Annotated in this window: 21 protein-coding genes and 2 pseudogenes; 21 read left to right on the forward strand and 2 right to left on the reverse strand. The window is 70.1% G+C overall.

The features are described 5' to 3' along the window. Positions 1-73 precede the first annotated feature (73 nt). Positions 74-1,342: a serine hydroxymethyltransferase gene (locus tag ACXIZN_RS36535; protein ID WP_457959424.1), complete on the forward strand. Its 1,269-nt coding sequence runs from the start codon at positions 74-76 to the stop codon at positions 1,340-1,342. 440 nt (positions 1,343-1,782) lie between these two features. Here ACXIZN_RS36535 and ACXIZN_RS36540 read toward each other — a convergent pair whose 3' ends face one another. Beyond that, the gene (locus ACXIZN_RS36540) at positions 1,783-2,301 is read right to left on the reverse strand and encodes an inorganic diphosphatase (protein ID WP_034310036.1); all 519 of its coding nucleotides are present in this window, start codon (positions 2,299-2,301) and stop codon (positions 1,783-1,785) included. A gap of 167 nt (positions 2,302-2,468) precedes the next feature. On the opposite strand from ACXIZN_RS36540, the gene dacB reads away from it, so the two are divergent. The 14 genes and pseudogenes from dacB (at position 2,469) to folK (ending at position 17,139) form a co-directional block, all read left to right on the forward strand. Next, positions 2,469-4,475, forward strand: coding sequence for a D-alanyl-D-alanine carboxypeptidase/D-alanyl-D-alanine endopeptidase (gene dacB, locus ACXIZN_RS36545; protein WP_457959425.1), 2,007 nt, complete (start codon positions 2,469-2,471; stop codon positions 4,473-4,475). A gap of 100 nt (positions 4,476-4,575) precedes the next feature. Further along, positions 4,576-5,604, forward strand: a complete 1,029-nt coding sequence (locus ACXIZN_RS36550) for a zinc-dependent metalloprotease (protein ID WP_192744157.1) — start codon at positions 4,576-4,578, stop codon at positions 5,602-5,604. After that, positions 5,601-6,575 carry a tRNA lysidine(34) synthetase TilS gene (gene tilS, locus ACXIZN_RS36555; RefSeq protein ID WP_457959426.1) on the forward strand — a complete coding sequence of 325 codons (975 nt, stop codon included), beginning with the start codon at positions 5,601-5,603 and terminating at the stop codon, positions 6,573-6,575. The genes ACXIZN_RS36550 and tilS overlap by 4 nt, the downstream gene beginning before the upstream one ends. Before the next feature lie 13 nt (positions 6,576-6,588). Next, a complete protein-coding gene (hpt, locus tag ACXIZN_RS36560) occupies positions 6,589-7,152 on the forward strand; it encodes a hypoxanthine phosphoribosyltransferase (RefSeq protein ID WP_093933323.1) in 564 nt (187 codons plus the stop codon). A gap of 144 nt (positions 7,153-7,296) precedes the next feature. After that, entirely contained in the window at positions 7,297-7,659 is a 363-nt protein-coding gene (locus ACXIZN_RS36565) for a hypothetical protein (RefSeq protein ID WP_125683481.1), read from the forward strand. Between the two features lie 17 nt (positions 7,660-7,676). Then, positions 7,677-9,044 (forward strand): WXG100 family type VII secretion target, encoded by a 1,368-nt coding sequence (locus tag ACXIZN_RS36570; RefSeq protein WP_457959427.1) that lies wholly within the window; start codon positions 7,677-7,679, stop codon positions 9,042-9,044. A 252-nt stretch (positions 9,045-9,296) separates the two neighbouring features. Next, positions 9,297-10,091: an ESX secretion-associated protein EspG gene (locus ACXIZN_RS36575; RefSeq protein WP_457959428.1), complete on the forward strand. Its 795-nt coding sequence runs from the start codon at positions 9,297-9,299 to the stop codon at positions 10,089-10,091. Between the two features lie 373 nt (positions 10,092-10,464). Next, positions 10,465-11,298 carry an ESX secretion-associated protein EspG gene (locus tag ACXIZN_RS36580; RefSeq protein ID WP_457959429.1) on the forward strand — a complete coding sequence of 278 codons (834 nt, stop codon included), beginning with the start codon at positions 10,465-10,467 and terminating at the stop codon, positions 11,296-11,298. Between the two features lie 189 nt (positions 11,299-11,487). Beyond that, the gene (gene ftsH, locus ACXIZN_RS36585) at positions 11,488-13,905 is read left to right on the forward strand and encodes an ATP-dependent zinc metalloprotease FtsH (protein WP_126730140.1); all 2,418 of its coding nucleotides are present in this window, start codon (positions 11,488-11,490) and stop codon (positions 13,903-13,905) included. Further along, positions 13,874-14,146 (forward strand): annotated as a pseudogene (locus ACXIZN_RS36590) (GTP cyclohydrolase I); the annotation flags it as partial. The gene ftsH and the pseudogene ACXIZN_RS36590, both read left to right, overlap by 32 nt. Positions 14,147-15,118: 972 nt before the next feature. Further along, a pseudogene (gene folE, locus ACXIZN_RS36595) lies at positions 15,119-15,463 on the forward strand (GTP cyclohydrolase I); the annotation flags it as partial. Further along, entirely contained in the window at positions 15,460-16,302 is an 843-nt protein-coding gene (gene folP / locus ACXIZN_RS36600) for a dihydropteroate synthase (protein WP_457959430.1), read from the forward strand. The pseudogene folE and the gene folP, both read left to right, overlap by 4 nt. Continuing rightward, positions 16,295-16,654, forward strand: a complete 360-nt coding sequence (gene folB / locus ACXIZN_RS36605) for a dihydroneopterin aldolase (RefSeq protein ID WP_020632060.1) — start codon at positions 16,295-16,297, stop codon at positions 16,652-16,654. The genes folP and folB overlap by 8 nt, the downstream gene beginning before the upstream one ends. Continuing rightward, a complete protein-coding gene (gene folK, locus ACXIZN_RS36610; RefSeq protein WP_457959431.1) occupies positions 16,651-17,139 on the forward strand; it encodes a 2-amino-4-hydroxy-6-hydroxymethyldihydropteridine diphosphokinase in 489 nt (162 codons plus the stop codon). Before folB ends, folK begins: the two co-directional genes overlap by 4 nt. 484 nt (positions 17,140-17,623) lie before the next feature. Here folK and ACXIZN_RS36615 read toward each other — a convergent pair whose 3' ends face one another. Continuing rightward, positions 17,624-18,565: a MerR family transcriptional regulator gene (locus ACXIZN_RS36615; protein WP_457959432.1), complete on the reverse strand. Its 942-nt coding sequence runs from the start codon at positions 18,563-18,565 to the stop codon at positions 17,624-17,626. A gap of 60 nt (positions 18,566-18,625) precedes the next feature. Between ACXIZN_RS36615 and ACXIZN_RS36620 the strand changes: the two genes are divergently transcribed. The 6 genes from ACXIZN_RS36620 (at position 18,626) to panD (ending at position 24,792) form a co-directional block, all read left to right on the forward strand. Next, the gene (locus ACXIZN_RS36620) at positions 18,626-19,087 is read left to right on the forward strand and encodes a DUF3180 domain-containing protein (protein ID WP_457959433.1); all 462 of its coding nucleotides are present in this window, start codon (positions 18,626-18,628) and stop codon (positions 19,085-19,087) included. Positions 19,088-19,156: 69 nt separating this feature from the next. Next, positions 19,157-21,121, forward strand: coding sequence for a DUF6779 domain-containing protein (locus tag ACXIZN_RS36625; protein WP_457959434.1), 1,965 nt, complete (start codon positions 19,157-19,159; stop codon positions 21,119-21,121). A gap of 28 nt (positions 21,122-21,149) precedes the next feature. After that, entirely contained in the window at positions 21,150-22,319 is a 1,170-nt protein-coding gene (locus tag ACXIZN_RS36630) for a PrsW family intramembrane metalloprotease (protein WP_457959435.1), read from the forward strand. Positions 22,320-22,453: 134 nt separating this feature from the next. Continuing rightward, the gene (locus ACXIZN_RS36635; protein WP_457960690.1) at positions 22,454-23,380 is read left to right on the forward strand and encodes a Rossmann-like and DUF2520 domain-containing protein; all 927 of its coding nucleotides are present in this window, start codon (positions 22,454-22,456) and stop codon (positions 23,378-23,380) included. Further along, a complete protein-coding gene (gene panC / locus ACXIZN_RS36640) occupies positions 23,377-24,285 on the forward strand; it encodes a pantoate--beta-alanine ligase (protein ID WP_457959437.1) in 909 nt (302 codons plus the stop codon). Before ACXIZN_RS36635 ends, panC begins: the two co-directional genes overlap by 4 nt. Positions 24,286-24,297: 12 nt before the next feature. Then, positions 24,298-24,792, forward strand: a complete 495-nt coding sequence (gene panD / locus ACXIZN_RS36645) for an aspartate 1-decarboxylase (protein WP_126730155.1) — start codon at positions 24,298-24,300, stop codon at positions 24,790-24,792. The last annotated feature ends 3 nt before the right edge of the window (positions 24,793-24,795 follow it).

Below are 24,795 nucleotides of genomic sequence, written 5' to 3' on the forward strand. Positions count from 1 at the left end.
GCACCACCGGGAAGCGACGACGAGGCCGGTACCGCGCGCCTGGGTCCGGCCGTCTCTGGCAGGAGTACGTCCGATGACACACCAGCCCGAACTTTCCGCGCTCGCCGCCGCCGACCCGCAGATCGCGGGGCTCGTGGAGGACGAGGCGAAACGCCAGCACGAGAAGATCCGCCTGATCGCGTCCGAGAACTACGTCTCACAGGCCGTACTGGAGGCGACGGGCACCGTCCTCACCAACAAATACTCCGAGGGCTACGCCGGCAAGCGGTACTACGAGGGCCAGCAGCTCATCGACCAGGTCGAGAACCTCGCCATCGAGCGCGCTAAGGCCGTCTTCGGCGTCGACCACGCGAACGTCCAGCCGTACTCCGGCTCCCCGGCGAACCTGGCGGTGTACCTCGCGTTCGCCCAGCCGGGCGACACCGTGCTCGGCATGGCGCTGCCGGACGGCGGCCACCTCACGCACGGCTGGAGCGTGTCCGCGACCGGCAAGTGGTTCACCCCGGTCCGCTACGGCGTCCGCAAGGAGACCGGCCGCGTCGACCTCGACCAGGTCCGCGAACTCGCGCTGAAGCACCGGCCGAAGCTGATCTTCGCGGGCGGCACCGCGATCCCGCGCACCATCGACTTCCCGGCGTTCGCGGAGATCGCCCGCGAGGTCGACGCCGTCCTGGTCGCCGACATCGCGCATATCGCCGGGCTCGTCGCCGGTGGCGCGCACCCGTCGCCGGTCGGGCACGCGCAGGTCATCACCACGACCACGCACAAGACCCTGCGCGGTCCGCGCGGCGCGATGATCCTTTCCGACGCCGACCACGCGAAGGCCGTCGACAAGGCGGTGTTCCCGGGGCTGCAGGGCGGCCCGCACAACCACACCACCGCCGCGATCGCCGTCGCGCTGGGCGAGGCGCGGAAGCCGGAGTTCTCCGAGTACGCGCACACGATCGTCGCGAACGCGCGGGCGCTGGCGGAGGCGCTGGTCGAGCGCGGTTACGACCTCGTGTCCGGCGGCACCGACAACCACCTGCTGCTGATCGACCTGACGAACAAGAACGTGCCGGGCAAGCCCGCCGCGCAGGCGCTGGACCGCGCCGGGATCGAGCTGAACTACAACACCGTGCCGTTCGACCCGCGCAAGCCGTTCGACCCGTCCGGCATCCGGCTCGGCACGTCCGCGATCACGACGCGCGGGCTCAAGCCGGAGCACCAGACGCAGGTCGCGGAGTGGATCGACCGCACGATCACCGCGGCGGCCGGCGAGGAACAGTCCGCTTTGGACACCATCGCCGCCGAGATCCGCGAGTTCCTGGCGCCGTTCCCGATCCCGGGCTACTCGGCGTAGAAGTACGTGAAGGCCCCTTCACGTACTACGGCGGGGGGTGGCATGTCGCGAAAGCCACTTTCGGGACGTCTGGTGTCCCGAAAGTGGCTTTCGCGACACCGCCGGCGGGCTGCGACCTGCGGGGTTCTCAACCTGATGCCGGGAGACGCGGTCGAAGTACGTGAAGGCCCCTTCACTGCGCCAAGCGCAAGGAAGGGGCNCGGCCCCCCCCCCCCCCCCCCCCCCCCCCCCCCCCCCCCACCGCCGGCGGGCTGCGACCTGCGGGGTTCTCAACCTGATGCCGGGAGACGCGGTCGAAGTACGTGAAGGCCCCTTCACTGCGCCAAGCGCAAGGAAGGGGCCTTCATGTACTGGGGAGACGCGACCAGGCACTCACGAACGCGCGAAGGGCCCCTTCACCGCACGAGATGCGGTGAAGGGGCCCTTCGGCACTTAAGCGACTAGTGCGCCGCCGGACCGTCGATGGCCTCCTTGGCCAGCCGGTCGGTCTCGCGGTCGAGCGAACGCTTGATCTCGGCCTCGGCCTCGGAGCGCCCGACCCAGCTCGAACCCTCGACGCTCTTGCCCGGCTCCAGGTCCTTGTACACCTCGAAGAAGTGCTGGATCTCGAGCTTGTGGAACTCGTTCAGGTGGTGGATGTCGCGCAGGTGCTCCAGCCGCGGGTCGTTCGTCGGCACCGCGAGGACCTTGTCGTCCGGGCCCTTCTCGTCGGTCATCCGGAACATGCCGATCGCGCGGCAGCGGATCAGGCAGCCCGGGAACGTCGGCTCCTGGACGAGCACCAGCACGTCGAGCGGGTCGCCGTCCTGGCCGAGGGTGTCGTCGATGAACCCGTAGTCGGCGGGGTACTGCGTGGCGGTGAACAGCGTCCGGTCGAGTTTGATCCGACCGGTCTTGTGGTCCACCTCGTACTTGTTGCGCTCCCCCTTGGGGATTTCGATAGTGACGTCGAATTCCACGCCGGCCTCGCTGCTCTCGTCTTTGGTACGCCCCGCCGTCGCGGACGGCTCACCGAGTTCATGGTCTTGTCTTCACTAGTGTGGACCACGGGGTCCCGGGTGCTCGCATCGATGTGGTCGTATGTGAGCTTGGCCCCTTCCCCGGACGGTGGATGAAGGAGCGTTGAGTGCCGGAAAACGATGACCCGAGGTGGCCGTCGGACGACAAGGACACCTCATCCGCCGAGCCCAAGGGCGCCAAGGGGGAGGGCGAGGCCACGATGTGGCTGCCCATGTCGGGGATGGCGAACGGCAAGACCGAAGAGCTGTCAGTGCCGAAGGTCACACCCGAAAGTGGCTCCTGGTTCGAACCCGTCGTCGAGGTGGAGGAGGAACCGGACGTCCCGGAGACCCCGAGCCCGAAGTGGTCCGCGTTCGAACCGGTGACGCCGGTCGAGCCGAAGGAACCTGAGGCGCCGAAGACGGTCTTCGTGCAGCCCGTCCAGCCCCAGCGAACGGAAGAACCGGACTGGGACCAGTTCGACCGGGGCGCCGCCACCCCGCCGCGTGAGGCCGAGCCGCCGAGTCCCGAGCCTCCGCGCCGCCCCGAGCAGACGCGGGTCGAGCCGCCGGAGCCCGCGCCGGTCCCGTCCGCGAGCATGCACGCCCGCCCGGTCCGTATCGAGCCCGCCGAAGAGCGCTTCGACGCCGAAGCGACCGTCGGCATCCAGCGGCCCGAGCCGCCGTCCCAGGAACCCCCGGCCGCCGAAACCGAGGCCGTGCCCGCGCCGAAGCCGAAACGCAAGCGCAAGGCCCTGCTGATCACGACCCTGGTCGTCGTCCTGCTGCTCGCCGGGATGGGCGGCGCCGCCGCGATGCCGAAGGTGTCGAACCGCCTCGGCCTGCCCTGGGCACCGAACGCGCCGAAGGGCGAGATCCCCAAACCCGCCGGGGTCACCCGCGTCCTGCACGGGCCGGACATCAACGGCGCCGGACCGACGAAGGCAGGTCTCGCGGCCGCGCTGGCGGGCCCCGCCGGTTCCCCGGACCTGGGCACGCTCACCGGCACCGTCGTGGACGCGGCGTCCGGCGAAGTCCTGTGGGACAAGAACTCAGGCACCCCGCTGACCCCGGCGTCGACCACGAAGATCCTCGTCGTCGCGGCCGCTCTGCTGTCGATGGACCACGGGACGCAGTTCTCGACGAAGATCGTCCAGGGCGCGGAGCCGGGCACGGTCGTCCTCGTCGCGGGCGGCGACCCGTCGCTGACCTCGCTTCCGCTGGGCACGGACTCGCCGCTGTACCCGGGCGCTGCCCATGTCGACGACCTCGTCGCCCAGGTCAAGAAGGCCGGAGGCGGCAAGATCTCCAAGGTCCAGCTGGACATCAGCCTGTTCAAGGGGCCGACGTCGGCGAAGGGCTGGGACCCGGAGGACACCGCCGCCGGGAACACCTACATGGCGCCGGTCCTCCCCGTGATGGCCGACGGCGGCCGCACCGACCCGAAGAACGACCACTCGCCCCGCGTCGCGAACCCGGCGGCCGCGCTGACCCAGAAGATCGCGGGCAAACTCGAAGCCCAAGCCGGCGGTACGACGACGGCGCCGAAAGACGCGAAGGTGCTCGGCGAGGTCAAGTCCCAGCCGCTCGCGGAGTTCGCCAACTCGCTGATGCAGCTTTCGGACAACCTGATGGCCGACGTCCTCGCCCGCCAGCTCGCGCTCGCGAAGGGCGCCGAGGCGTCGTTCACCGGCGGCGCGACCGCGACGATGAACGTGCTCAAGGAGGCCGGGTTCGACCTCACCGGCGTCCAGATCAACGACGGCAGCGGGCTGTCCGACCAGAACAAGATCCCGGCCAAGGTGCTCAGCGAGATCCTCGCGGTCGCGGCGGCGCCGGACGGCAAGGATCCGAGGACGCCCAAGCTGCGGCCCCTGCTGGCGGGTCTTCCCGTCGCGGGCGGCAGCGGGACGCTGGAGAAGCGCTACGGCGATCCGGCGTCGGCCGCGGGCCGCGGCTGGGTGCGCGGCAAGACCGGGACACTGTCCGGCGTGAACACCCTGGCCGGTGTGGTGCTGGACACCGACGGCCGGATGCTGGTGTTCGCGCTGATGTCGTCCGGTTCGGACCAGAACAAGGGCAGGGCGGCGCTCGACGTCGTCGCGGCGACCCTGCACAAGTGCGGCTGCAGGTGAGCGACCGGAATCGGAGCGTGAGGAAGTCGGGACGGAATCCGGTCTTCCAGCGGGTAGCGTCATAAGAGTGACTGAGGAAACGCCGACCAAGACGCGTTCGATGGTCGACTGGTCCCTGGCCGCCTCGACGGGCGCCCTGCTGGTGCGCGGCGGTCCGGTGGTCGACCGCGAAGAGGCCGAAGAAGCCGTCGCCGATCTCCGTGACCTGACCGGCGAAGCGGAGGGGCACGTCCGCGAGCTGACCGGGCTCGGCCTCGATCTGCCGCTGCTGCCCGCCGATGTCGTCGACAGACCCGGCTGGGTCCGTTCGGCCGCGGCGGGGCTCGACGCGCTCACCGGCCGCGCGCTGCCGGAGGCCCAGGGCGGCCCGCTGGCGCCCGTGCTGGCAGGCGGCGCGGGTGTCCAGACCGGACTGGTGCTCGCCTTCCTGGCTTCCCGCGTGCTCGGCCAGTACGACCCGTTCGGCGGGCCGGACCGCGCCGGTCGTCTGGTGCTCGTCGCGCCGAACGTGGTCGCCGCCCAGCGCGCGATGGACGTGCCGGGGCACGACTTCCGGCTGTGGGTCTGCCTGCACGAATGCACCCACCGGCTGCAGTTCACCGCGGTCACCTGGCTGCGCGACTACTTCGCCGACGAGGTCGAGCGCCTGATCGGCGGGCTCGCCGGCCGGGACGCGGACGGGCTGAGCGATCTGGTCGGCCGCCTGCCGGACACCATCAAGCAGATCGGCAAGGGCAAGGCCGGCGGCGCCGGTCTCGCCGAACTCCTGCAGTCGCCGGGCGAACGAGCGGTGTTCGACCGGCTGCTCGCCCTGTCCACCCTGCTGGAGGGGCACGCCGACTTCGTGATGGACGCCGTCGGGCCGCAGGTCGTGCCGAGCGTCGAGCTGATCCGTTCGCGGTTCACCGCCCGGCGCAAGGGCGGCGGCCTGATCGATCGCGTGCTGCGCAGCCTCCTCGGCGTGGACGCGAAGCTGCGCCAGTACGAACAGGGCGCGAAATTCACCAAGCACGTCGTCGACGCCGTCGGCATGGACGGCTTCAACGCGGTGTGGACTTCGCCGAACACGCTGCCGACCAGGGCCGAGATCACCGATCCGGCGGCCTGGGTGCGGCGCCTGCACGGGTGAGCGGACCGGATCCGGCGATCGCGGCCGTGCGGACGGCCGTGCGGGACTTCCTCGCGCCGTCAGTGGTCGCCGACGAGCTCTGCGTCGCGGTCTCCGGCGGCGCGGATTCCTTGGCGCTGGCCGAAGCGGCGGCGTTCGTCGGGGCACGCGCCGGGCTGAAGGTGCGGGCGCTCGTCGTCGACCACGGCCTCCAGGAGGGTTCCGCCGAAACCGCCGCCCGAGCCGCGAACACGGCGCGGGAACTGGGCGCCGACACGGCCGAAGTCCTGACGGTGCGCGTCGAGGGCGCGGGTGGACCGGAAGCGGCGGCCCGCCGGGCCCGCTACGGCGCCTTGCGTTCGGCGCTGCCGGACGGACGCGGCGTCGTCCTGCTCGGCCACACCCTCGACGACCAGGCCGAAACCGTCCTGCTCGGCCTCGGCCGGGGTTCCGGGCCGCGTTCGCTGGCCGGGATGCGCCCGCACGATCCGCCATGGGGACGGCCGCTGCTCGGCGTCACCCGCGCCACCACGCGGCAGGCGTGCCGGGCGCTCGGCGTCGACCCGTGGCAGGACCCGCACAACGAAGACCCGCGCTTCACCCGTGTCCGGTTACGGACCGAAGTACTGCCCCTTCTGGAGGATGTGCTGTCCGGCGGTGTCGCGGCGTCGCTCGCCCGCACGGCGGCGCAACTGCGCGAGGACACCGAGGCGTTGGACACACTCGCGGACGAGGTCCACCTGCGTGCCTTCACCGGCGAAGGACTCGACGTCGCGGTGCTCGCCACCGAGCCGCCCGCGCTGCGGCGACGCGTCCTCCGCAGGTGGCTGCTGGACTCCGGCGTCCGCGAACTCACCGACGCCCACCTGCGTTCGGTCGACGCGCTGGTGGGGAACTGGCGGGGTCAGGGCGGGGTCTGGCTACCCGGCGACTTGGTGGCCGCGCGGGCGCATGGCAGGCTCTCCCTCGAAGCACCCCAGTCCACCACCTAGAGGGGATCGTCCCGTGTACGAAGGCGAGATCGCCTCCGTGCTCGTCACCGAGCAGCAGATCAACGACAAGATCGCCGAACTGGCGGCCAAGGTCGCAGCGGACTATCCGGCCGACGGCCCCGGCTCCGGGCAGGGAGACCTCCTGCTCGTCGGCGTGCTCAAGGGCGCGGTGATGTTCATGACCGACTTCGCCAGGGCGCTCCCCCTTCCCTCCCAGCTCGAGTTCATGGCGGTCTCCTCCTACGGCTCGGCGACGTCGTCGTCCGGCGTGGTGCGGATCCTCAAGGACCTCGACCGCGACATCGCCGGCCGCGACGTGCTCATCGTCGAGGACATCGTCGACTCCGGGCTGACCCTGTCCTGGCTGCTGAAGAACCTCGCCAGCCGGAATCCCGCTTCGCTCGAGGTCGTCTCGCTCCTGCGCAAGCCGGAGGCGGTCAAGGTCGACGTACCGGTCAAGTACATCGGGTTCGACATTCCCAACGAATTCGTAGTCGGATACGGCCTGGACTACGCGGAGCGTTACCGGGACCTGCCCTACATCGGAACTCTGGATCCCCACGTCTACACGTCCTGAGAACCGCTTGCCCGGGTGTGCGGGAATACGGAACCCTGAGCACGCAGAACGCGTCATAGGCTGCGATCGAGTGCGTTAACCTATGCGAAGACCTTTGCCACGCAGCCGTCGTGGCCTGGCCCGGGGGAAACGGAGAGAGCTCAGATGGGGAACAGCTTGGCGGACGCGAACGCGTTCAAGAACGCCGCGGCCCAGGGTCAGGTCGGGATCGACCCTGACGCGGCCCAGACCGTCCTGAACAAGATCCGCACCGGCAAGGACGCCATCGAGGCCCTCCTGCAGCGGGCCGGCGACCTCGGGCAGGCGCCGAAGCTGGGCAACAACCCGGTCGGCAACGCGATCGCCGCGAAGGTGGCGAACCGTGCCGACGGCGGAGGCGACTCGTACGCGGCCGCGCTCCAGAACCTTTTCCAGCAGTACGAGGCCGCCGAGTCCGGCATCGTGACCGCGATGGCCCGCTACCACGAGATCGACCAGGCCGCGGCCGAGCCGTTCCGTAACGTCTGAGGGGGAGTCAGAAAGCCATGCCACCGAAGCACAGCGCCGACTCTTACGGCGAGAGCAACACCAGCGGCACCCCGGTGCAGCTCGGCGACAACTCGGAAGCCGCGAACATCGTGTCGTCCGCGCGCGGCCGTTCCGACGGGTTCGACATCGGCGCCGACCGCGCCATCACCAACCCGCCGAACTGGGAGAGCGCGCCGAGCAGCCAGGACCTGTGGAACCAGGCCAACATCGGCAACGACCCCAGCACGGCGACCGCCATCAGCCAGTCGTGGGGCTCGCACGGCGCCAAGCTGAGCCAGGCGTCGAACGACCTCTACAACGCGATCTCCGAACTGGGCGCCGCCTGGATCGGCCAGGGTGCCGCGGCCGCGCAGGGCTCGCTGGTCGCCATCGCGAACTCGGGTTCGCAGGCCTCCGAGGCCGCGCACACGATGTCGGACAGGCTGCAGAAGCAGGCCGACGCCGCCACCAAGGTCAAACTCATGCCGAAGCCGACCGACTACAGCCCCGAGAAGGCCATGGGCCAGGCGCTGGCGGCGGGCCCGATCGGCATGATCACCGACCAGAAGCCCCTCGCCGACCAGGACAAGGAAGTGCGGGCGGAGCAGGCCAGGTTCCTCGAGGCCTACACCAAGGAGATGAGCGAGGTCGACAGCTCGACCCCGAGCTTCGGCCCCGAATCCCTCGGCATGAAGCCGACCGCGACGCACAACAGCGCCGGGTTCAGCGGCGTCGGCAACCTCGGCGGCGCGGGCCTCAACTCCGGCGCCGTCTCCGGCACCCCCGTCTTCGCCGGCACGCACGGTTACGGCGGCGCGCAGGGCAGCGTCGGGGCTCCCGTCCACGTCGGCCCGGACTCGGGCGTGTTCTCGCAGGCCGGCTACAGCCCCGCCGCGAGCCCGGCCGCCGGTGTCGCGCCGGGTGCGGGCGTCGCGTCCGGCGCCGGTGCCCCGATGACCCCGCACGCCCCGGCGAGCGGCGGCAACGGGCTCGGCCAGGCCCTCACCGCGGCCGCGCTCGGCGGTGGCCTCGGCTACGCGGGCGCCAAGGCGCTCGGCCAGGGCAACAAGTCCGGCGCCAAGGACACCGACAGCACCGACGCCGCCGCGACCGAGAAGGGCGGGCCCGCGCAGAGCGCCGCGTCCCAGGCCGTTCCGCAGCAGGGCATCGTGTCCTCCAGCGGCACCATCGGTGGCGCCACGCCGCCGATGCACGGTATGGGCGGCGGTATGGGCATGGGCGCTCACGGAGCGCAGGCCGAGCAGGAAGAGGAGCACACGCACGCGTCGTTCCTCATCGAGCCGGACCCGGACGACGCCTTCGGCGCCAACGAGGCGACCCCGCCACCGGTCATCGGCGCGTGGACCGAGGACGACGAACGCTAGAGCGGTTTCCCACCGGGCGCGCGGCCGATCCGGCGGCCGAGCCGGCCGCGCGCCCGCTGACTTGTGCGAGAGCCTGTCGGCGGAGCTGAAGTTGGATGCCGAAGGGCGACCACACGTGAACCCGCCCGGCCGAAGGCCCCGCTATCGCGGTGGCAGGACACCCTGTATGCGGTCGCGAGACAGCTGACCAAGCAGTGTCCTGCCGACGCCGATCGCGGACGCGGGTTCACCAACAGACACTAGGGGCGGATGATGGCGAACGGTGACCTGCTCACCCCGGTCGAGCTGGACTTCCTGTGGGAGAGCGCGAACGCCGGTGAGCTGCCGTACCCGCTGCGGCTCCGCTCGCACGGGGCGACCATGGACGAGCGCGGCGCTCTGCGGACGCAGACGCTCCAGTCGCTGAACCAGCGCCGTCTCGCCGACGAGCGCGGACGCCCCGAGCCGCATATCGAGGACTACTTCGGCGTCCTCGCGAGGCCGGACCTGAGCCTGGACTGCGTCCAGCTCAACAACCCCGGCACCGAACCGCTGCTCGCGGTCGCGTCGGTGCTCGGCGGCCAGGGCCTGCTGACGGTGCAGGATCCGCGTGGTTTCCACTTCCACCCGATCGCCCCGGACGGCCTCGCGAGCGCGATCGTCTCCCTGCTGCCGCCGGGTTCGCGTGGCACGGAGAAGTCGATCACCCTCCCGCTGGACGGGCTCGTCGGCACGTCGGGCGCGGACTTCCTCCAGCGCCGTCAGCCGCAGGTCGACGGCTCGGCGACGTCCGACGAGGACCGCAAGGCCCTGTCGAGGCTCCAGGCGCAGCCGCGGCTCCGCGGTGGCCAGTTCGGCGCCAACGCGCGCAGCAAACACGGCACGCGGAGCCGGTCTTCGGTGCTGAGCTGGTTCGACACGCAGTCCGGCCGGTACTTCACCCAGGCCACCCGCGGTTCCGACGGCCGGGACTGGATCACCGTCGCCCCCGCGGACCCGGCGACGCTGCGCCAGCGGCTCACGGAGCTGCTGGGGAAGATCGCTTCCGACGCCTCGCTCGCGCACTGACCTGAAGGAGTCCTTCGCCGCGCACCCCCCGGCCTGTGTCGCGAAAGCCACTTTCGGGACATCAGGCGTCGCGAAAGTGGCTTTCGCGACACGGCCAGGATATCACGCCACCTTGCCTTACCTCGCAATAACCCGAACGCCACTCACAACCGGGTCCGGTGCCGCGCACGGCACCGGACCACGGCCGTCAGCNGTCGCGAAAGCCACTTTCGGGACATCAGGCGTCGCGAAAGTGGCTTTCGCGACACGCGTCCCTGCCAGGCACCGGGCATGATCCGCGATCCGGACGCCGGCTGTCGTACCCCTTCGCTATCGTGAACCTCTGGGCGTCCCGAGGCCCATGAAGCCGAGGTGCAGGGAGGGCACGGAGCAAATGCACCAGGAACACTTCACACCGATGGCGTTCGACTTCCTCTGGGAGTCCGCCGAGCTCGGCGACCTGCCATACCCGCTGCGCGTCCGGTCGCACGGAGCGACCGAGCTCGAACGCCGGGCGCTTCGCCAGCGCGTCGACAACGAACTCCAGGCCCGCGGAATCCGCGACGGCCGGGGAAGGCTGGAGCGGCGGATCGAGGACTGGCTGTACCTCCTCGCCCGCGGCTCGCTGACCATCGACGCGCTCCACATCCCCGAATTCCAGGCCCCGACGATCGCCGTGCTCGGCGCCACCGACGGCCGCGACGCGGTGATCGCGATCCAGGACCAGTCCGGGATCTGGCTGCGCGAAGCACCCGCCGACGGGCTCCCGACGGCGGTCGTCGACCTGCTGCCCCCAGGACAGCGCGGCTCGGAGGCGTCCGTCACGCTGCCGATCGACGACGCCCGCCGCACCGAGCCGATCCGCGCCGCCATCAACCCGACGAAGCAGGCCGAGGAGCCCGAAGCGGCGAAGAGCCGCCGCAAGGACAAGCCGCGCGTCTCGCTCAGTGAGCGCATCACCGCGGATCCGCGCGAGGCGTTCGGCAAGCTCACCGGCCAGCCGAGGCTGCGCGGCGGTCAGCTCGCAGCGAACAGCCGGTCCCACGTGGGCGCCAAGCAGCGGTCCCGCGTGCTCGGCTGGTTCGACACCGCCAGCGGGCGCTATCTCAGCACGTCACAGGCCGGTCCGGACGGACGCGAGTGGGTCACCGTCTCGCCCGCCGACGTCAAGACGCTCCGGATGCGGCTGGGCGAAATGGCCGCCGGTGTGGCGGTCGACACACGCTAGGGTCCGGCTCCGGGAACCCTCGCGCGACGTCCGCCGTTTACGTCCGAGAGGCTCACCACCCTCATCCGTCCAGGCGGGCGGTATCCTGAGGGGCGGGTGTCGGAGCACCATGGGTCGTCAAGATCGTGATGGCGGGTATCACATGAGCCGCCCAACCAGGAAGGGTCGAGGCCACCAGGGCCGAGTCGTATGAACCGGAAGAGCGTGCTCAGGAACCCAGTGCTCTGGATTCTCGCGGCGGTACTGGCGTTTCTCGCATACAACACGATCTTCGACAGTGATCGTGGCTACACCCAGGTGCCGATCTCGATCGCGAACCAGCAGATCACCGCGAACAACGTCAAGGAAGCCTCGCAAGAGGACAAGGAGCAGCAGATCAAGCTGCTCCTGAACAAGAAGATCGAGGTCGACGGCCAGCAGGTCGACCAGATCATCGCGCAGTACCCGGCGAACGTCGCGGGCACCATCTACGGCCAGCTCATCGGCCTGAAGAGCGGTGACAACCCGGTCAAGTTCACCACCAAGGTCACCCAGCAGAACGTCCTCACCCAGATCCTGATCTTCGCCATCCCGCTGGCGCTGGTGCTGGGCCTGCTGATGTGGATGATGAACAACGCGCAGGGCGGCGGGAACCGCGTCCTCAACTTCGGCAAGTCGAAGGCCAAGCAGCTCAACAAGGACATGCCCAAGACGACCTTCGGGGACGTCGCGGGCGCCGACGAGGCCGTCGAAGAGCTGTACGAGATCAAGGACTTCCTGCAGAACCCGGCGCGCTACCAGGCGCTCGGCGCGAAGATCCCCAAGGGCGTCCTGCTCTACGGGCCGCCCGGTACCGGTAAGACGCTGCTCGCGCGCGCCGTCGCCGGCGAGGCGGGCGTGCCGTTCTACACGATCTCCGGTTCCGACTTCGTCGAGATGTTCGTCGGTGTCGGCGCTTCGCGAGTCCGCGACCTGTTCGAGCAGGCCAAGCAGAACGCGCCCTGCATCATCTTCGTCGACGAGATCGACGCGGTCGGCCGCCAGCGCGGCGCCGGCCTCGGCGGTGGCCACGACGAGCGCGAGCAGACGCTGAACCAGCTCCTCGTCGAGATGGACGGCTTCGACGCGCGCGGCGGCATCATCCTGATCGCCGCGACCAACCGTCCCGACATCCTCGACCCGGCGCTCTTGCGCCCCGGCCGCTTCGACCGCCAGATCCCGGTGTCCGCGCCGGACATGCGCGGCCGCAAGGCGATCCTCGAGGTGCACGCCAAGGGCAAGCCGATCGCGCAGGGCACCGACCTGAGCAGCCTCGCCAAGCGGACCGTCGGCATGTCCGGCGCGGACCTGGCGAACGTGCTCAACGAGGCCGCGCTGCTCACCGCCCGCCAGAACGGGCACGTGATCACCGACGCCGCGCTGGAGGAGTCGGTCGACCGCGTCGTCGGCGGTCCCGCCCGCAAGAGCCGGATCATCTCCGAGAAGGAGAAGAAGATCACGGCCTACCACGAGGGCGGGCACGCGCTCGCCGCGTGGGCGATGCCGGACATCGAACCGGTCTACAAGCTGACGATCCTGCCGCGCGGGCGCACCGGCGGTCACGCCCTGCTCGTCCCGGAGGACGACAAGGAGTTGATGACCCGCTCGGAGATGATCGGGCGCCTGGTCTTCGCGATGGGCGGCCGGACGGCGGAGGAGCTCGTCTTCCACGAGCCCACCACCGGTGCCTCCTCCGACATCGAGCAGGCGACCAAGATCGCCCGCGCGATGGTCACCGAATACGGCATGAGCGCCCGGCTCGGCGCGGTCAAGTACGGCCAGGAGCAGGGCGACCCGTTCCTCGGCCGCTCGGCGGGCCGCCAGGCGGACTACTCGCTCGAGGTCGCGCACGAGATCGACGAGGAGGTGCGCAAGCTCATCGAGACCGCGCACACCGAGGCGTGGCACGTGCTGAGCACCTACCGCGACGTACTGGACGAGCTGGTCATCGAGCTCCTCGAAAAGGAGACGCTGACCCGCAAGGACCTCGAGCGGATCTTCGCGACCGTCGAGAAGCGCCCGCACATCACCATCTTCAACGAGTTCGGCGACCGCAAGCCGTCCGACAAGCCGCCGATCAAGACCCCCGGCGAGCTGGCGATGGAACGCGGCGAGCCGTGGCCCCCGCCGGAGGAGAAGAAGGAGCAGCCGGTGCTGCAGCCGGCGCCGACCCCGGTCGGCACCGCGCAGGGCGGCGGCGACCTTCCCGGTGGCCCGCCGTACGCGCAGCCCGCTCCGCCGCCGGACCCGAACGCGAACCCGTACGCCCCGCCGCCGCCGGGCGCCTACCCCAACGGTGGTCGCCCCAACGGTGGGCCGAACGGCACCGGTCACTGGCCCCAGGCATATGGTGGGCAGCAGCCGGGTGGTCCGGCAGGCGGTTACCAGGGTGGGCCCGTTGGCGGCCCGCCGAACTACGGGGCTCCTCCCGGCTGGACCCCGGCCACGCAGCCGGGCGGCCAGCCGAACCAGCCCTGGCGTCCCGCCGAAGACCGCCCGCGTGACGGCTGGTTCGCTGACCAGCCCGGCGGTCAGCAGGACGAAGGACAGCAACGGCGTGACGACGGACAGGACGACACCAAGCGGTAACGGCATAAGCCCGGTCTTCGACCAGGACCGGGCCGAGAAAGCCGTACGCGAACTCCTGCTCGCCTGTGGTGAGGACCCGGACCGGGACGGTCTCTTGGAGACCCCGGCCCGGGTCGCTCGCGCTTACCGGGAAATGTTCGCCGGTCTCTACACCGAACCGGACCACGTCCTGGACCGCACGTTCGACGAGGCACACGAAGAACTCGTGCTGGTGACGGACATCCCGATGTTCTCGACCTGCGTGCCCAGCAAGCAGACGGTGAACGCGGTCGGAGGCCGTAAGCAGGCGGCCGAGGTCGAAGTCGGTGACAAGCTGTGGACTCTGTCGGGTGGCAAGGTCGAGGAGACCACGGTCGCCGAGATCAGCTCGCACCAGACTCGTGAGCTTGTCGAGGTCACGACCGCGGGCGGAAGTTTCAAGGTCACTCCTGATCATCCTTTGGCGACGCCCAAAGGCTGGGTGGAGGCCAAGGACGTCGAGGGTTCCTTCATCGAGTGGACCCACGCGCGCAAGCTCTGCCGGGATCGCTGGAAGCCGAAGTTCGGCTACGACTTTGGTTATGTCATCGGTGCGACCTGCTCGGACGGGACCGTCGCCGAGCGCTACGTCTCGCTGGTGGTGAACGACCGCGACTTCGCGAAGAAGTACGCCGAGTCGCTCTATCGGGCCTTCGGGATCGAGGCGAAACTCGAGCCGGTCACGCGGCCTTCGGGCTACCTCGGACGTGAAGCGCCCGGCTTTCGGGTGCGTGTCGTCTCATCGTTCCTCGCGGATCTCATGCGGCAGTACGTCGGTGGCGATGCTCATCATCAGCGGCAGCGCTTCCCCATGGTCGTGCTCAACGATCTGAGCACCTTCAACGGTTTCCTCGACGGGTATGTGGAAGGCGACGGCTTCCGCCACAAGAAGATCGCGGGCCGAACCATTGTCAGCGCGAACATTCCTTTCCTAGAAGATCTGGCCACGGTCATCGGGGCACGTTTCACGCCCCGGACCGGAGGAATCGCCTCGCAGCTCTACGTGGCTGACAGATGGTTCCGGCGACACGGCTTCCCGCAGGACGACTACACGACCGATCTCATCGAGTCGGAGTACGTCGAGGTCGAGTCCGTCCGGCCGGTGAAGGCCACGGGGACCAAGCCCTACACGGTGTACAGTTTCAAATGCGAGCCCCACCCGACCTTCCTGATCGCCGGGCACCTGACGCATAACTGTGAACATCATTTGGTGCCCTTCCACGGTGTCGCCCACGTCGGCTACATCCCGAACGGCCACGGCAAGGTCACCGGCCTGTCCAAACTGGCCCGCCTCGTCGACCTCTACGCCAAGCGTCCGCAGGTCCAGGAGCGTCTCACCTCCCAGGTCGCCGACGCGATCATGCGAAAACTCGAACCCCGCGGCGCGATCGTCGTGGTCGAGGCCGAGCATCTCTGCATGGCCATGCGCGGTATCCGCAAACCCGGCGCCAGGACGACGACGTCCGCCGTGCGCGGGCTGCTGCAGACTTCGGCGTCCTCGCGGGCGGAGGCGCTGGACCTGATCAAGGGCCGTCGATGACCGCCCTGCCCCGGCCCGGCCGGTGTGCGGTGATGGGGATCCTCAACGTCACCCCGGATTCCTTTTCGGACGGTGGCCGCTACCTCGGCGTCGAGCAGGCGCTGGAGCACGCGCACGAGATGTGGGCACGCGGCGCTGACCTGATCGACGTTGGCGGGGAGTCGACGCGGCCGGGAGCGTCCCGGGTGGACGCCGAGATCGAGATTTCCCGGATCATGCCCGTGATCCGCGCGCTCGCCGCCGACGGGGTCGCGATGTCCGTGGATACCACCCGAGCCGAGGTCGCCCTCGCCGCGGTCGAGGCGGGCGCGTCCGTCATCAACGACGTCTCCGGCGGACTGGCCGATCCGAACATGGCGAAGGTCGCCGCCGAGACGGGTGTCCCGTATGTACTGATGCACTGGCGCGGGCACAGCAAGGACATGAACGCGCTGGCGTCCTATGAGGACGTCGTCGCGGACGTGCGCGCCGAGTTGCTGTCCCGAGTGGACGAAGCGCTCGCCGCCGGTGTCGACGCCGATGCGATCGTGCTCGACCCCGGGCTCGGTTTCGCGAAGAACGCGGAGCACGACTGGGCGTTGTTGAACGGCCTGGATTCCTTTCTGTCACTGGGTTTCCCGGTTCTCGTCGGCGCGTCGCGCAAACGGTTCCTCGGGCGCCTTTTGTCCGGAAAGAACGGAAAGCCCGCTCCGCCGGACGGCCGCGAGAACGCGACCGCTGCCGTGTCCGCGCTCGCGGCGGCGGCCGGCGCCTGGGGAGTGCGGGTGCACGAGGTCGGCGCGAGCATCGACGCCGTGACCGTCGCGGCGGCTTGGCGGAAGGGGAGTCCCGTTGTCTGACCGGATCACGTTGACCGGATTGAGGGTCTTCGGCAGGCACGGGGTCTTCGACCACGAGAAGCGGGACGGGCAGGAGTTCGTCGTCGACATCGTGGTGTGGCTGGACCTCGGCCCCGCCGCCGCGTCCGACGACCTGACCAAGACGCTGCACTACGGCGAACTGGCGGAGCTCGCCGCCGGGATCGTGGCGGGCGAGCCGTACGACCTCATCGAGAGTGTCGCCGGGAAGATCGCCGACGAGGTGCTGCGCGACGAGCGGCTGACCGCCGTCGAGGTGACGGTGCACAAGCCGTCCGCGCCGATCCCGCTGAACTTCGACGACGTCGCGGTCACGGTGCGGCGGGAGCGATGAGCCGCGCGCTGCTCTCGCTCGGCTCCAACCTCGGGGACCGTCTCGCGTACCTCCGGTCCGCCGTCGACGCGGTCCGGCCCGCGGTCGTCGCGGTGTCGTCGGTCTACGAGACCAAGGCGTGGGGCGTCGAGGACCAGCCGGACTTCCTCAACGCCGTCGTCCTGGTCGACGACCCGGCGCGTGATCACTGGGACTGGCTGCGCACCGGGCAGGCCGCCGAGCGGGCGGCGGAGCGCGTGCGCGAACTCCGCTGGGGTCCGCGCACGCTGGATGTCGACATAGTGACCGTGGACGGGGTGCGCTCCGACGACCCCCAGTTGCTGCTTCCGCATCCCGGCACGCCGGAGCGCGCGAGCGTGCTGATCCCCTGGCTGGAGATCGAGCCCGGCGCGGTGCTTCCCGGCCACGGTCCCGTCGCCGACCTCCTCGCCGCCCGCCCCGCCTCGGACCGCGACTCCGTCCGCCTCACGCATTTCGTCCTCTGAATGCGGTAGTTGGCGATACGAACCACCGCATCCAGAGGACTAAACGCGCCCCTCGCGCTCGGTCCCGGCCCCGGAGGTGGGGGACTGTGTGGATTTCTGGTCATCTGACGCCCCAAAACCCACACGGTCACGGCCAAGCCCCCAGTGGTTCGTGATGCGAACCACCGCGTTTAGTCGCCTGATTGCGAGGGGCGGCGACCCCGGAGAGGTTGCGAAAGCCACGTTCGCAAACTTCAACGTCGCGAACGTGGCTTTCGCAACGCCCACCCGGTGCCCTTGACCCACGCAATTAGTCGGCTAAATGCGGGAGTGGTAGCAAAGGTCCCTTGCTACCCCAGCGCCGAGCGCAGGGCGGCGATGATCCANCCCCCCCCCCCCCCCCCCCCCCCCCCCCCCCCCCCCCCCCCCCCCCCCACGCCCACCCGGTGCCCTTGACCCACGCAATTAGTCGGCTAAATGCGGGAGTGGTAGCAAAGGTCCCTTGCTACCCCAGCGCCGAGCGCAGGGCGGCGATGATCCACTCGGCCTGCGCCATCTGCGAGGGGAACGACGGCCAGCCGTTGATCTTCCCCAGCAGCAGCCAGTACCGCTCGGCGCGCGGGTCGGAGCTGATCGCCATCCCGTCGGTCAGCCGCTTCCGCCAGGCCGGGTCGGCCGGATCACGGCCGTTCCGCGAAGACTGCGTGAAGATCGTCTCCGCCAGTTCGCGGCCCTCGGGCGAGTCCGGCGCGAGGCCGGCTTCGAGCGCTTCGGTCGCCCGAGCGCTCCACGCCATCCACAGCTCCTGCTGCTTCGCGCCGAAGTCCGCTCCGTCCTGCTTCCGGAGCTGCGAGTGCCACTCGCTCATCCGGCGGATGGACGCGCGGAACTCCTCGTCCTGCACGAGTTCGGCGAACTCGATCCAGGCCTCCAGTTGCTCGGGCGTCGGGTCGTCGGGCAGTTCCGGTTTCGCCGAGCGCATCCGCTCGTAGAACTCCGGGTCCAGATCGAGCCCTTCGACCATGTCCGCCCAGAACTCGTCGAGCAAACGTTTGCGGTCTTCGTCCGACATCGACGCGAGTTTGTTCATCAGTTCGACCTCCTCCAGTGGTGAGTCCCGTTTGGCCACCGCTCGCAGGACCGCGCGGCGCAGTTCCAGCCGCCGGATCTGCTCGTCCAGGGCGGCGACGTGCTGGACCGCGAGGTCCCCGATGGTCGCTTCCCTGGTCAGCGCCCGCTCGACGTCGGCGAGGCCGAGCCCGAGCTCCCGCAGCGTCCGGACCAGCTCAAGACGTGCCATCGCGGTCGCGTCGTAGAGCCGGTAGCCCGAATCGGTGCGGTCGGTCGGGGGCAGGAGCCCCTCGTCGGAGTAGAAGCGGATGGTCTTCACCGGCAGGCCGGTCCGTTTGGCCAGCTCCCCGATGGTGAAAACCGCTGCGGTGCCCATATGCCTCATCGTCGACTCTCCAGTTGGTGGAGAGTCAAGCCTGCCAGGTAGCGTTGGACCATGCACTTCACCCGGCCACGTGAGCTGGCGGTGGCCGGCCTCCTGGGATTGGTCCTGGCCTATCTGCTCTTCCAGGTCGCCTACGGATCCATCCCCGCGCTTCCGCTCTTCGCCGGAATCACGCTGCTCGTCCTCGCGCTCTGCGAGTTCGTGCTCGCCTTCATCATCCGGTCGCGGATCAAGGAGGACCGCGTGCTCTCCGCGATCTCCGTCGCCCGATCGGTGGCCCTCGCCAAGGCCTCTTCGCTCGCCGGATCCGCGATGACGGGCGTCTGGCTCGCGGCTTTCGCGTATCTTTTTCCGCGACGTGACGAACTCCTCGCGGCGAGCGGTGATCTCCGCTCGGCCACGGTCGGGATCGTCAGCTCGGCGGCGCTGGTAGCTGCGGCTTTATGGCTCGAACACTGCTGCCGGACCCCCGAGGGCGGTGATCGGGACACCGATCCCGAGCCGACCGGTTAACGCTCGAGAGCCACCGCTCGAAGTACCGACTAGGTCTCGTTCGGATTACTAGAAGGTACGGTGTTGGGCATGACCGGGGTGGGTGACGACTCGCGCGGCCGCCTTGCGGGTAGGCCGTGGCTTGTCGTCGGCTTGGTTCTCGCCGTCGGCGCGACTCTCGCATTGGTGCTTTCCGACGACCTCCGCTACCTGCGTCTGGGGATCGTCGCGGCGCTGTGGGCCGCCTTGATCGGTGCGTTCCTCGCGGTCCGCTACCGCAAGCACGTTTCGCAGAGCGAGGACGCCGTCGCCGAGGCGCAGGCCGTCTACGAGCTGGAGCTGGAACGCGAGATCGCCGCCCGCCGCGAGTTCGAGCTGGAGATGGAGGCGGAGACCCGGCAGGCCGCCGAGAGCCGCTCCCAGGAAGAGCTCGAAGCGCTCAGAGCCGAGGTGAGCGCTCTGCGTGAAAGCCTCCAGTCGCTCTTCGGCGGCGAGGTCCTCCTCGAACGCGTCGCGCTCACCGCGCAGGCCACCCGGATGCGGTCCCTCGACAACAAGCAGCTGATGAGCGCGGGATCCGAGAACGGCAAACCCCAGCTCATGGCGGCCAAGAGCACCACGATCGACGTCGACGAGCGTGAGCGTGAACGCCCGACCGAGATGATCGACCGCGTCCTCGAACCCGCCGCCATGCGGGCCGGGACGCCGCCCGCCGCCCGCCGTAAACCGGCGAACGGTCAGGTCAACGGCGCAGGCGGTTACGGCCAGAGCAATCAGGTCCAGCGGCCGAAACCGGTCGACGAGTCGACTCGCCGCAGTATGCGCAAGGCGGACGCCCGCGCCTCCAAGGCCGCCGAGGCGCTCGCCGCCGAAGCCGCCCGCCGCGAGCGGATGGAGCTGTCGAACCCCGGGATGTCGCCCGCCGAGGTCTCCCGTCCGATGCCCAGGGTCGACGCCCAGCGCAAGACCCCGCCGCCGGTGACCCCGGCCGAGGTGTCCCGCCCGTCCATGCCGGGTGTGTCGCGCGCCGAGGTCTCGCAGCCCTCGATGCCCACCGTCGCCCGCCAGCCCCAGCGCAACGAACCGCCTCGCCGCCCGCAGCAGCAGCCGTCGCTGCAGCAGCGGCTCGACGCCGGCACCGTGCAGCGTCCTCCCGCGCCGCGGCCCGAGGAGCAGACCCGGAAGCAGACGCCGCCGGTGAAGCCGCCCGCGCCGGCGAAGCCGGTCAAGAAGGTCGAGCCGGACCGTCCCCGGCCGAACCGCGAGCTCGGCCTGACCCGCCCTGGCATGAAGCCGGTCGAGCGGTCCCGTCCGGCCGGTGGCACGCCGCCGCCCGCGAACAAGCCCGCGACGCCGGAGCCGATGGAGGCCACCGGCGAGTGGAAGCCGTCGTGGACGCAGGAGCGCCCGGTCTCCGACCTGAGCGCGGCGTTCCCCAGGAAGGACGACGTCCAGGACCGGCTGCGTCCCAAGCCCCAGCAGCCGCAGCCCTCGGCGTCCCAGCCGCGTCCCGAGCCTCGTCGTGAGCCCGAGCCGCCGACCCCGCCGTCGATCCCGGCCGTGTCCGAGCCGCCTCGCCGGGCCGAGCCCGTGCGGAAGCCGGAGCCCGAACCGGTGCGCCGTCCGGCGGCCGAGGCGCCGTCGCGGCATAGTTCGCCGCCCGTCGAGGAGCCGCCCGCGGTCAACCCGACGTTGCCCGAAGAGATCCGCCTGTCGCAGAACGGCGGAGGTGGACGCCGTCGCCGCGCGGCGGAAGACTCCTCGGCCTCGCTCACCCCGGCCCCGAACGTTCCCGAGCCCACCGGTGGCGGCCGTCGCCGTCGCCCGGACGGGGAACCCCCGGCTTGGCAGAGCACCGAGTCATCTGGCGGCCGTCACGGCGGCAGGCGGGCGAAGCCGGACGACGAGACGCCGTCCCGCAACGGGTCGTCGCACAGCCGTCCGGAGACGTCCGAGGCGGGTTCCCACGCGTCCGGCCGGTCGGTGATGGATCTGCTCGCCGCCAACGGCGCGAACGAATCCACTCCGCGGCGCAGGCGGCGTGCCGAAGACTGACCCCGTACCGACGGTAGGGTGACCCGCTGTGAGCGAGCCTTCCTCCCTGGCGCCCGGCCCCGACCGGATCCGCCGGTCCCGGTCGATCACCGTGCTGCTGCCGGTGCTCGGGCTGATCGCCGTCGCGCTGTGCGGGTTGTTCGTCTTCGGCACGGTGACCGAAAAGGTCGGCCCGCTCGCGGTCGGGATCGGCGTGCTCGCGGCGCTGGTCCCGGTCGCCGTGGTGGTCACCGCGTTCCTGTGGGTCGACCGCTGGGAACCGGAACCGCCGAAGCTCCTGCTGCTGTCCTTCGTCTGGGGCGCCTGCGTCGCGACGATCATCGCGCTGCTGCTCAACAGCGGCGCCGAAGCCGTCGGTGACCTGCTGCTCGGCACCGGCGTCGGCGGCAAGATCAGCGGGCTGGTCTCGGCGCCGCTGGTCGAGGAGGCCGCGAAGGCCGCTTTCATCCTTTTGCTGTGGTGGCGCCGCCCGATCGAGTTCGACGGCGTCGTGGACGGCATCGTCTACGCCGGGTTCACCGCGGCGGGCTTCGCCTTCACCGAGAACATCTATTACTTCGGCCGCGCCTTCGCCGAGCACGGGTTCGGCGACGGCACGAGCGCCGGCGTGCTCGCGGCGTTCTTCCTCCGAGGTGTGCTCTCGCCGTTCACCCACCCGCTGTTCGCGGTGATGACCGGGATCGGGCTCGGCGTCGCCGCGGGCAGCAAGGTGCGCTCGCTGCGGATCCTGGCGCCCATCGGCGGTTACGTAGTCGCGGTGCTGCTGCACGCGCTGTGGAACGGTGCCGCGTTGCTCGGCGGCGCGAAGACCTTCCTGAACGTGTACTTCCTGATCATGGTGCCGCTGTTCGTCGGGGTCTTCTCGGTGGTGGTCATGCAGCGACGCCGTGAGCAGCGGATCGTCGCGGCAGCGCTGCCCCTGATGGTTGATGCACGCTGGATCGCCCCGTCCGAGGTCGCGCTGCTGGCCAGTCTCTCCGGACGGCGGTCGTGGCGGAAACAGGCGCGGAAGCAGTCGGGGCGGGAGGCGGCGAAGGCCGTCGGCCGCTACCAGGCCAGCGTGACCGAGCTCGCGTTCCTGCGGCGCGGCCGCAAGCTCACCGACGACGCGAAACAGCGGCAACGCGAGCTGCTCCAGGTGCTCAAGACGTCGCGGGCCGAGGCCGTGCGGCTGGCCGACGGCGCGCCGCGCGGATGACCACTGTCAGGTGAAGCTGGTCACGGGGGCCGGTTCAGACCCGTGCCGGAGGGTTACCCTCGCGCCGTCGTCTGGTACCCGCGACCGCAGAGCGGGACTGGAACGAGTTGAGGAGTTTCGACCATGAGCGTCCACTGGCGCACGCCATGATGAGGCCCGCTCGCCTGGCCGTCGGCGTCGTTTCCGCGGGGCGCGTCGGCAGTGTCGTCGGCGCCGCGCTCACCAGGGCCGGGCACACGGTCGTCGCCGCTTCCGGCCTTTCCAACGCTTCGGTGCGCCGAGCGGAGCAACTGCTCCCCGACGTGCCCCTCCTGCCTCCCGACGAGGTCGCCCGCCGTGCCGACCTGGTCCTGCTGGCCCTGCCGGACGACGCGCTCGCCGGGATGGTGCGCGGTTTCGTCGCCACCGGATCCCTCCGGCCGGGGCAGATCGTCGTGCACACCTCGGGCGCGCACGGAATCGACGTCCTCGCGCCCGCCGCCGAGGCCGGCGCGCTGCCGCTGGCCCTGCACCCCGTGATGACCTTCACCGGCCGCGCCGAAGACCTCGACAGGCTGGCCACCTGCAGCGTCGGCGTCACGGCGACAGCGGGTGACGAAGCGGCGTGGAACGTCGGCGAGGCACTGACCGTGGAGATGGGCGCGGAGCCCGTCCGGGTCCCGGACGAGGCGCGAGCGCTCTATCACGCGGCGTTGGCGCACGGCGCGAACCACCTGATGACACTGGTCGCCGACTGCGGGGAACTGTTGCGGGAGGCGGGAATCGCCCAGCCCGAACGCCTGGTGGCTCCGTTGTTGTCGGCGGCGTTGGATAATGTTCTCCGACACGGGGACCGGGCGCTGACCGGGCCGGTGGCCCGTGGTGATCTCGGCACCGTGCGTAAGCATCTCGCGGTGCTGGCCGAACGTGGCCCCGACATCGCCCCGAGCTACCGCGCGCTGGCCAAGCGCACGCTGGCGCGCGGCGACGCCGCCGGGCTACTGGACGCGTCGGCCGCCGCCGAGCTCACCGAACTCCTGAGTGATCCCGCAGATCCCGCCGAAGGGCAGCAAAACCAGTGACCACACCGAAATTCGCCCGAGGCACGCTGCACACCTTCCAGCCGCCCGAGCAGGTCAGCCAGGTGACGCGTGCCCTGCACGGCGTCGGCCGCAAGGTCGCGCTCGTGCCCACGATGGGCGCACTGCACGCGGGGCACCGCGAGCTGATCCGCCGGGCGAAGCGGCTGCCGAACACGGTGGTCGCGACGTCGATCTTCGTGAACCCCCTGCAGTTCGGGGAGGGCGAGGACTTCGAGGCGTACCCGCGTCCGCTGGACAAGGACCTCGAAGTGCTGAAGGAGGACGGCGTCGAGCTGGGCTTCCTGCCCAAGGCGTCGGATCTGTATCCCGAGGGGGCCACCGTCACGGTGCATCCCGGCGCGCTCGGCGACGAGCTGGAAGGCGCGGCGCGGCCGGGGCATTTCGCCGGCGTGCTGACCGTGGTGGCGAAACTGTTCAACATCGTGCGGCCGGACTACGCCTTCTTCGGGGAGAAGGACTACCAGCAGCTGGTGCTGATCAAGAAGATGGTGCGTGACCTGAACTTCGACACCCGCGTCATCGGGGTGCCGACGGTCCGGGAACGCGACGGGCTGGCGTTGTCCTCGCGCAACGTCTACCTGACCCCGGAACAGCGCGAGGACGCGATCGTGTTGTCGGCGGCACTCACCGCGGGTGCCTTCGTCGGACGCGACGGCGCGGAAGCCGTGCTGGCGACCGCCAGGCAGACCCTCGCCGCGCGTCCCGCGGTCGAGGTCGACTATCTGGAATTGAGGGGAACCGACCTCGGGCCCGCGCCCGTGGACGGTGAAGCGCGGTTGCTGATCGCGGCCAGGGTGGGGAGTACCCGGCTGATCGACAATGTCGGCGTGATGCTCGGCGCTGCCGTGGATCATCCGGAACACGCGCTGGACGCAGGGGAATAGGGAGAGTCCACGATGTACCGCACGATGCTCAAATCGAAGATCCACCGGGCGACGGTCACCCAGGCCGACCTCCACTACGTCGGCTCGGTGACCGTCGACGAGGACCTGATGGACGCGGCGGATCTGCTGCCGGGCGAACAGGTGTCCATTGTGGACGTCACCAACGGCGCGCGGCTCGAAACGTACGTGATCGCGGGCGAACGCGGCAGCGGGGTGCTCGGCATCAACGGTGCCGCGGCGCATCTGGTGCACCCTGGCGACCTGGTGATCCTGATTTCGTACGCGCAGATGGAGAACGCCGAGGCGGCCGCGTTCCGGCCGCGGGTCGTCTTCGTCGACGCGGACAACCGGATCGTCGAGAAGGGTGCCGACCCCGGGCACGCGCCGGAGGGTTCCGGCCTGCTGAGCGGCACCGTGACGCTGGCCGACGACGACACGATGACCTTCCCGGTCGCCGAAACCGCCGACGCCCGCCGTCTCGACGCGCTGCTGCACGCCGAAAGCTGAGCC

The sequence above is a fragment of the Amycolatopsis sp. TRM77291 genome, assembly GCF_054166285.1.

Coding starts and splice junctions, on each gene's coding strand:
- ACXIZN_RS36535 (WP_457959424.1), top strand. CDS start 74: ATGACACACCAGCCCGAACTTTCCGCGCTCGCCGCCGCCGACCCGCAG.
- ACXIZN_RS36550 (WP_192744157.1), top strand. CDS start 4,576: ATGGTCGACTGGTCCCTGGCCGCCTCGACGGGCGCCCTGCTGGTGCGC.
- ACXIZN_RS36565 (WP_125683481.1), top strand. CDS start 7,297: ATGGGGAACAGCTTGGCGGACGCGAACGCGTTCAAGAACGCCGCGGCC.
- ACXIZN_RS36570 (WP_457959427.1), top strand. CDS start 7,677: ATGCCACCGAAGCACAGCGCCGACTCTTACGGCGAGAGCAACACCAGC.
- ACXIZN_RS36575 (WP_457959428.1), top strand. CDS start 9,297: ATGGCGAACGGTGACCTGCTCACCCCGGTCGAGCTGGACTTCCTGTGG.
- ACXIZN_RS36580 (WP_457959429.1), top strand. CDS start 10,465: ATGCACCAGGAACACTTCACACCGATGGCGTTCGACTTCCTCTGGGAG.
- ftsH (WP_126730140.1), top strand. CDS start 11,488: ATGAACCGGAAGAGCGTGCTCAGGAACCCAGTGCTCTGGATTCTCGCG.
- folP (WP_457959430.1), top strand. CDS start 15,460: ATGACCGCCCTGCCCCGGCCCGGCCGGTGTGCGGTGATGGGGATCCTC.
- folK (WP_457959431.1), top strand. CDS start 16,651: ATGAGCCGCGCGCTGCTCTCGCTCGGCTCCAACCTCGGGGACCGTCTC.
- ACXIZN_RS36615 (WP_457959432.1), bottom strand. CDS start 18,565: ATGGGCACCGCAGCGGTTTTCACCATCGGGGAGCTGGCCAAACGGACC.
- ACXIZN_RS36620 (WP_457959433.1), top strand. CDS start 18,626: ATGCACTTCACCCGGCCACGTGAGCTGGCGGTGGCCGGCCTCCTGGGA.
- ACXIZN_RS36625 (WP_457959434.1), top strand. CDS start 19,157: ATGACCGGGGTGGGTGACGACTCGCGCGGCCGCCTTGCGGGTAGGCCG.
- panD (WP_126730155.1), top strand. CDS start 24,298: ATGTACCGCACGATGCTCAAATCGAAGATCCACCGGGCGACGGTCACC.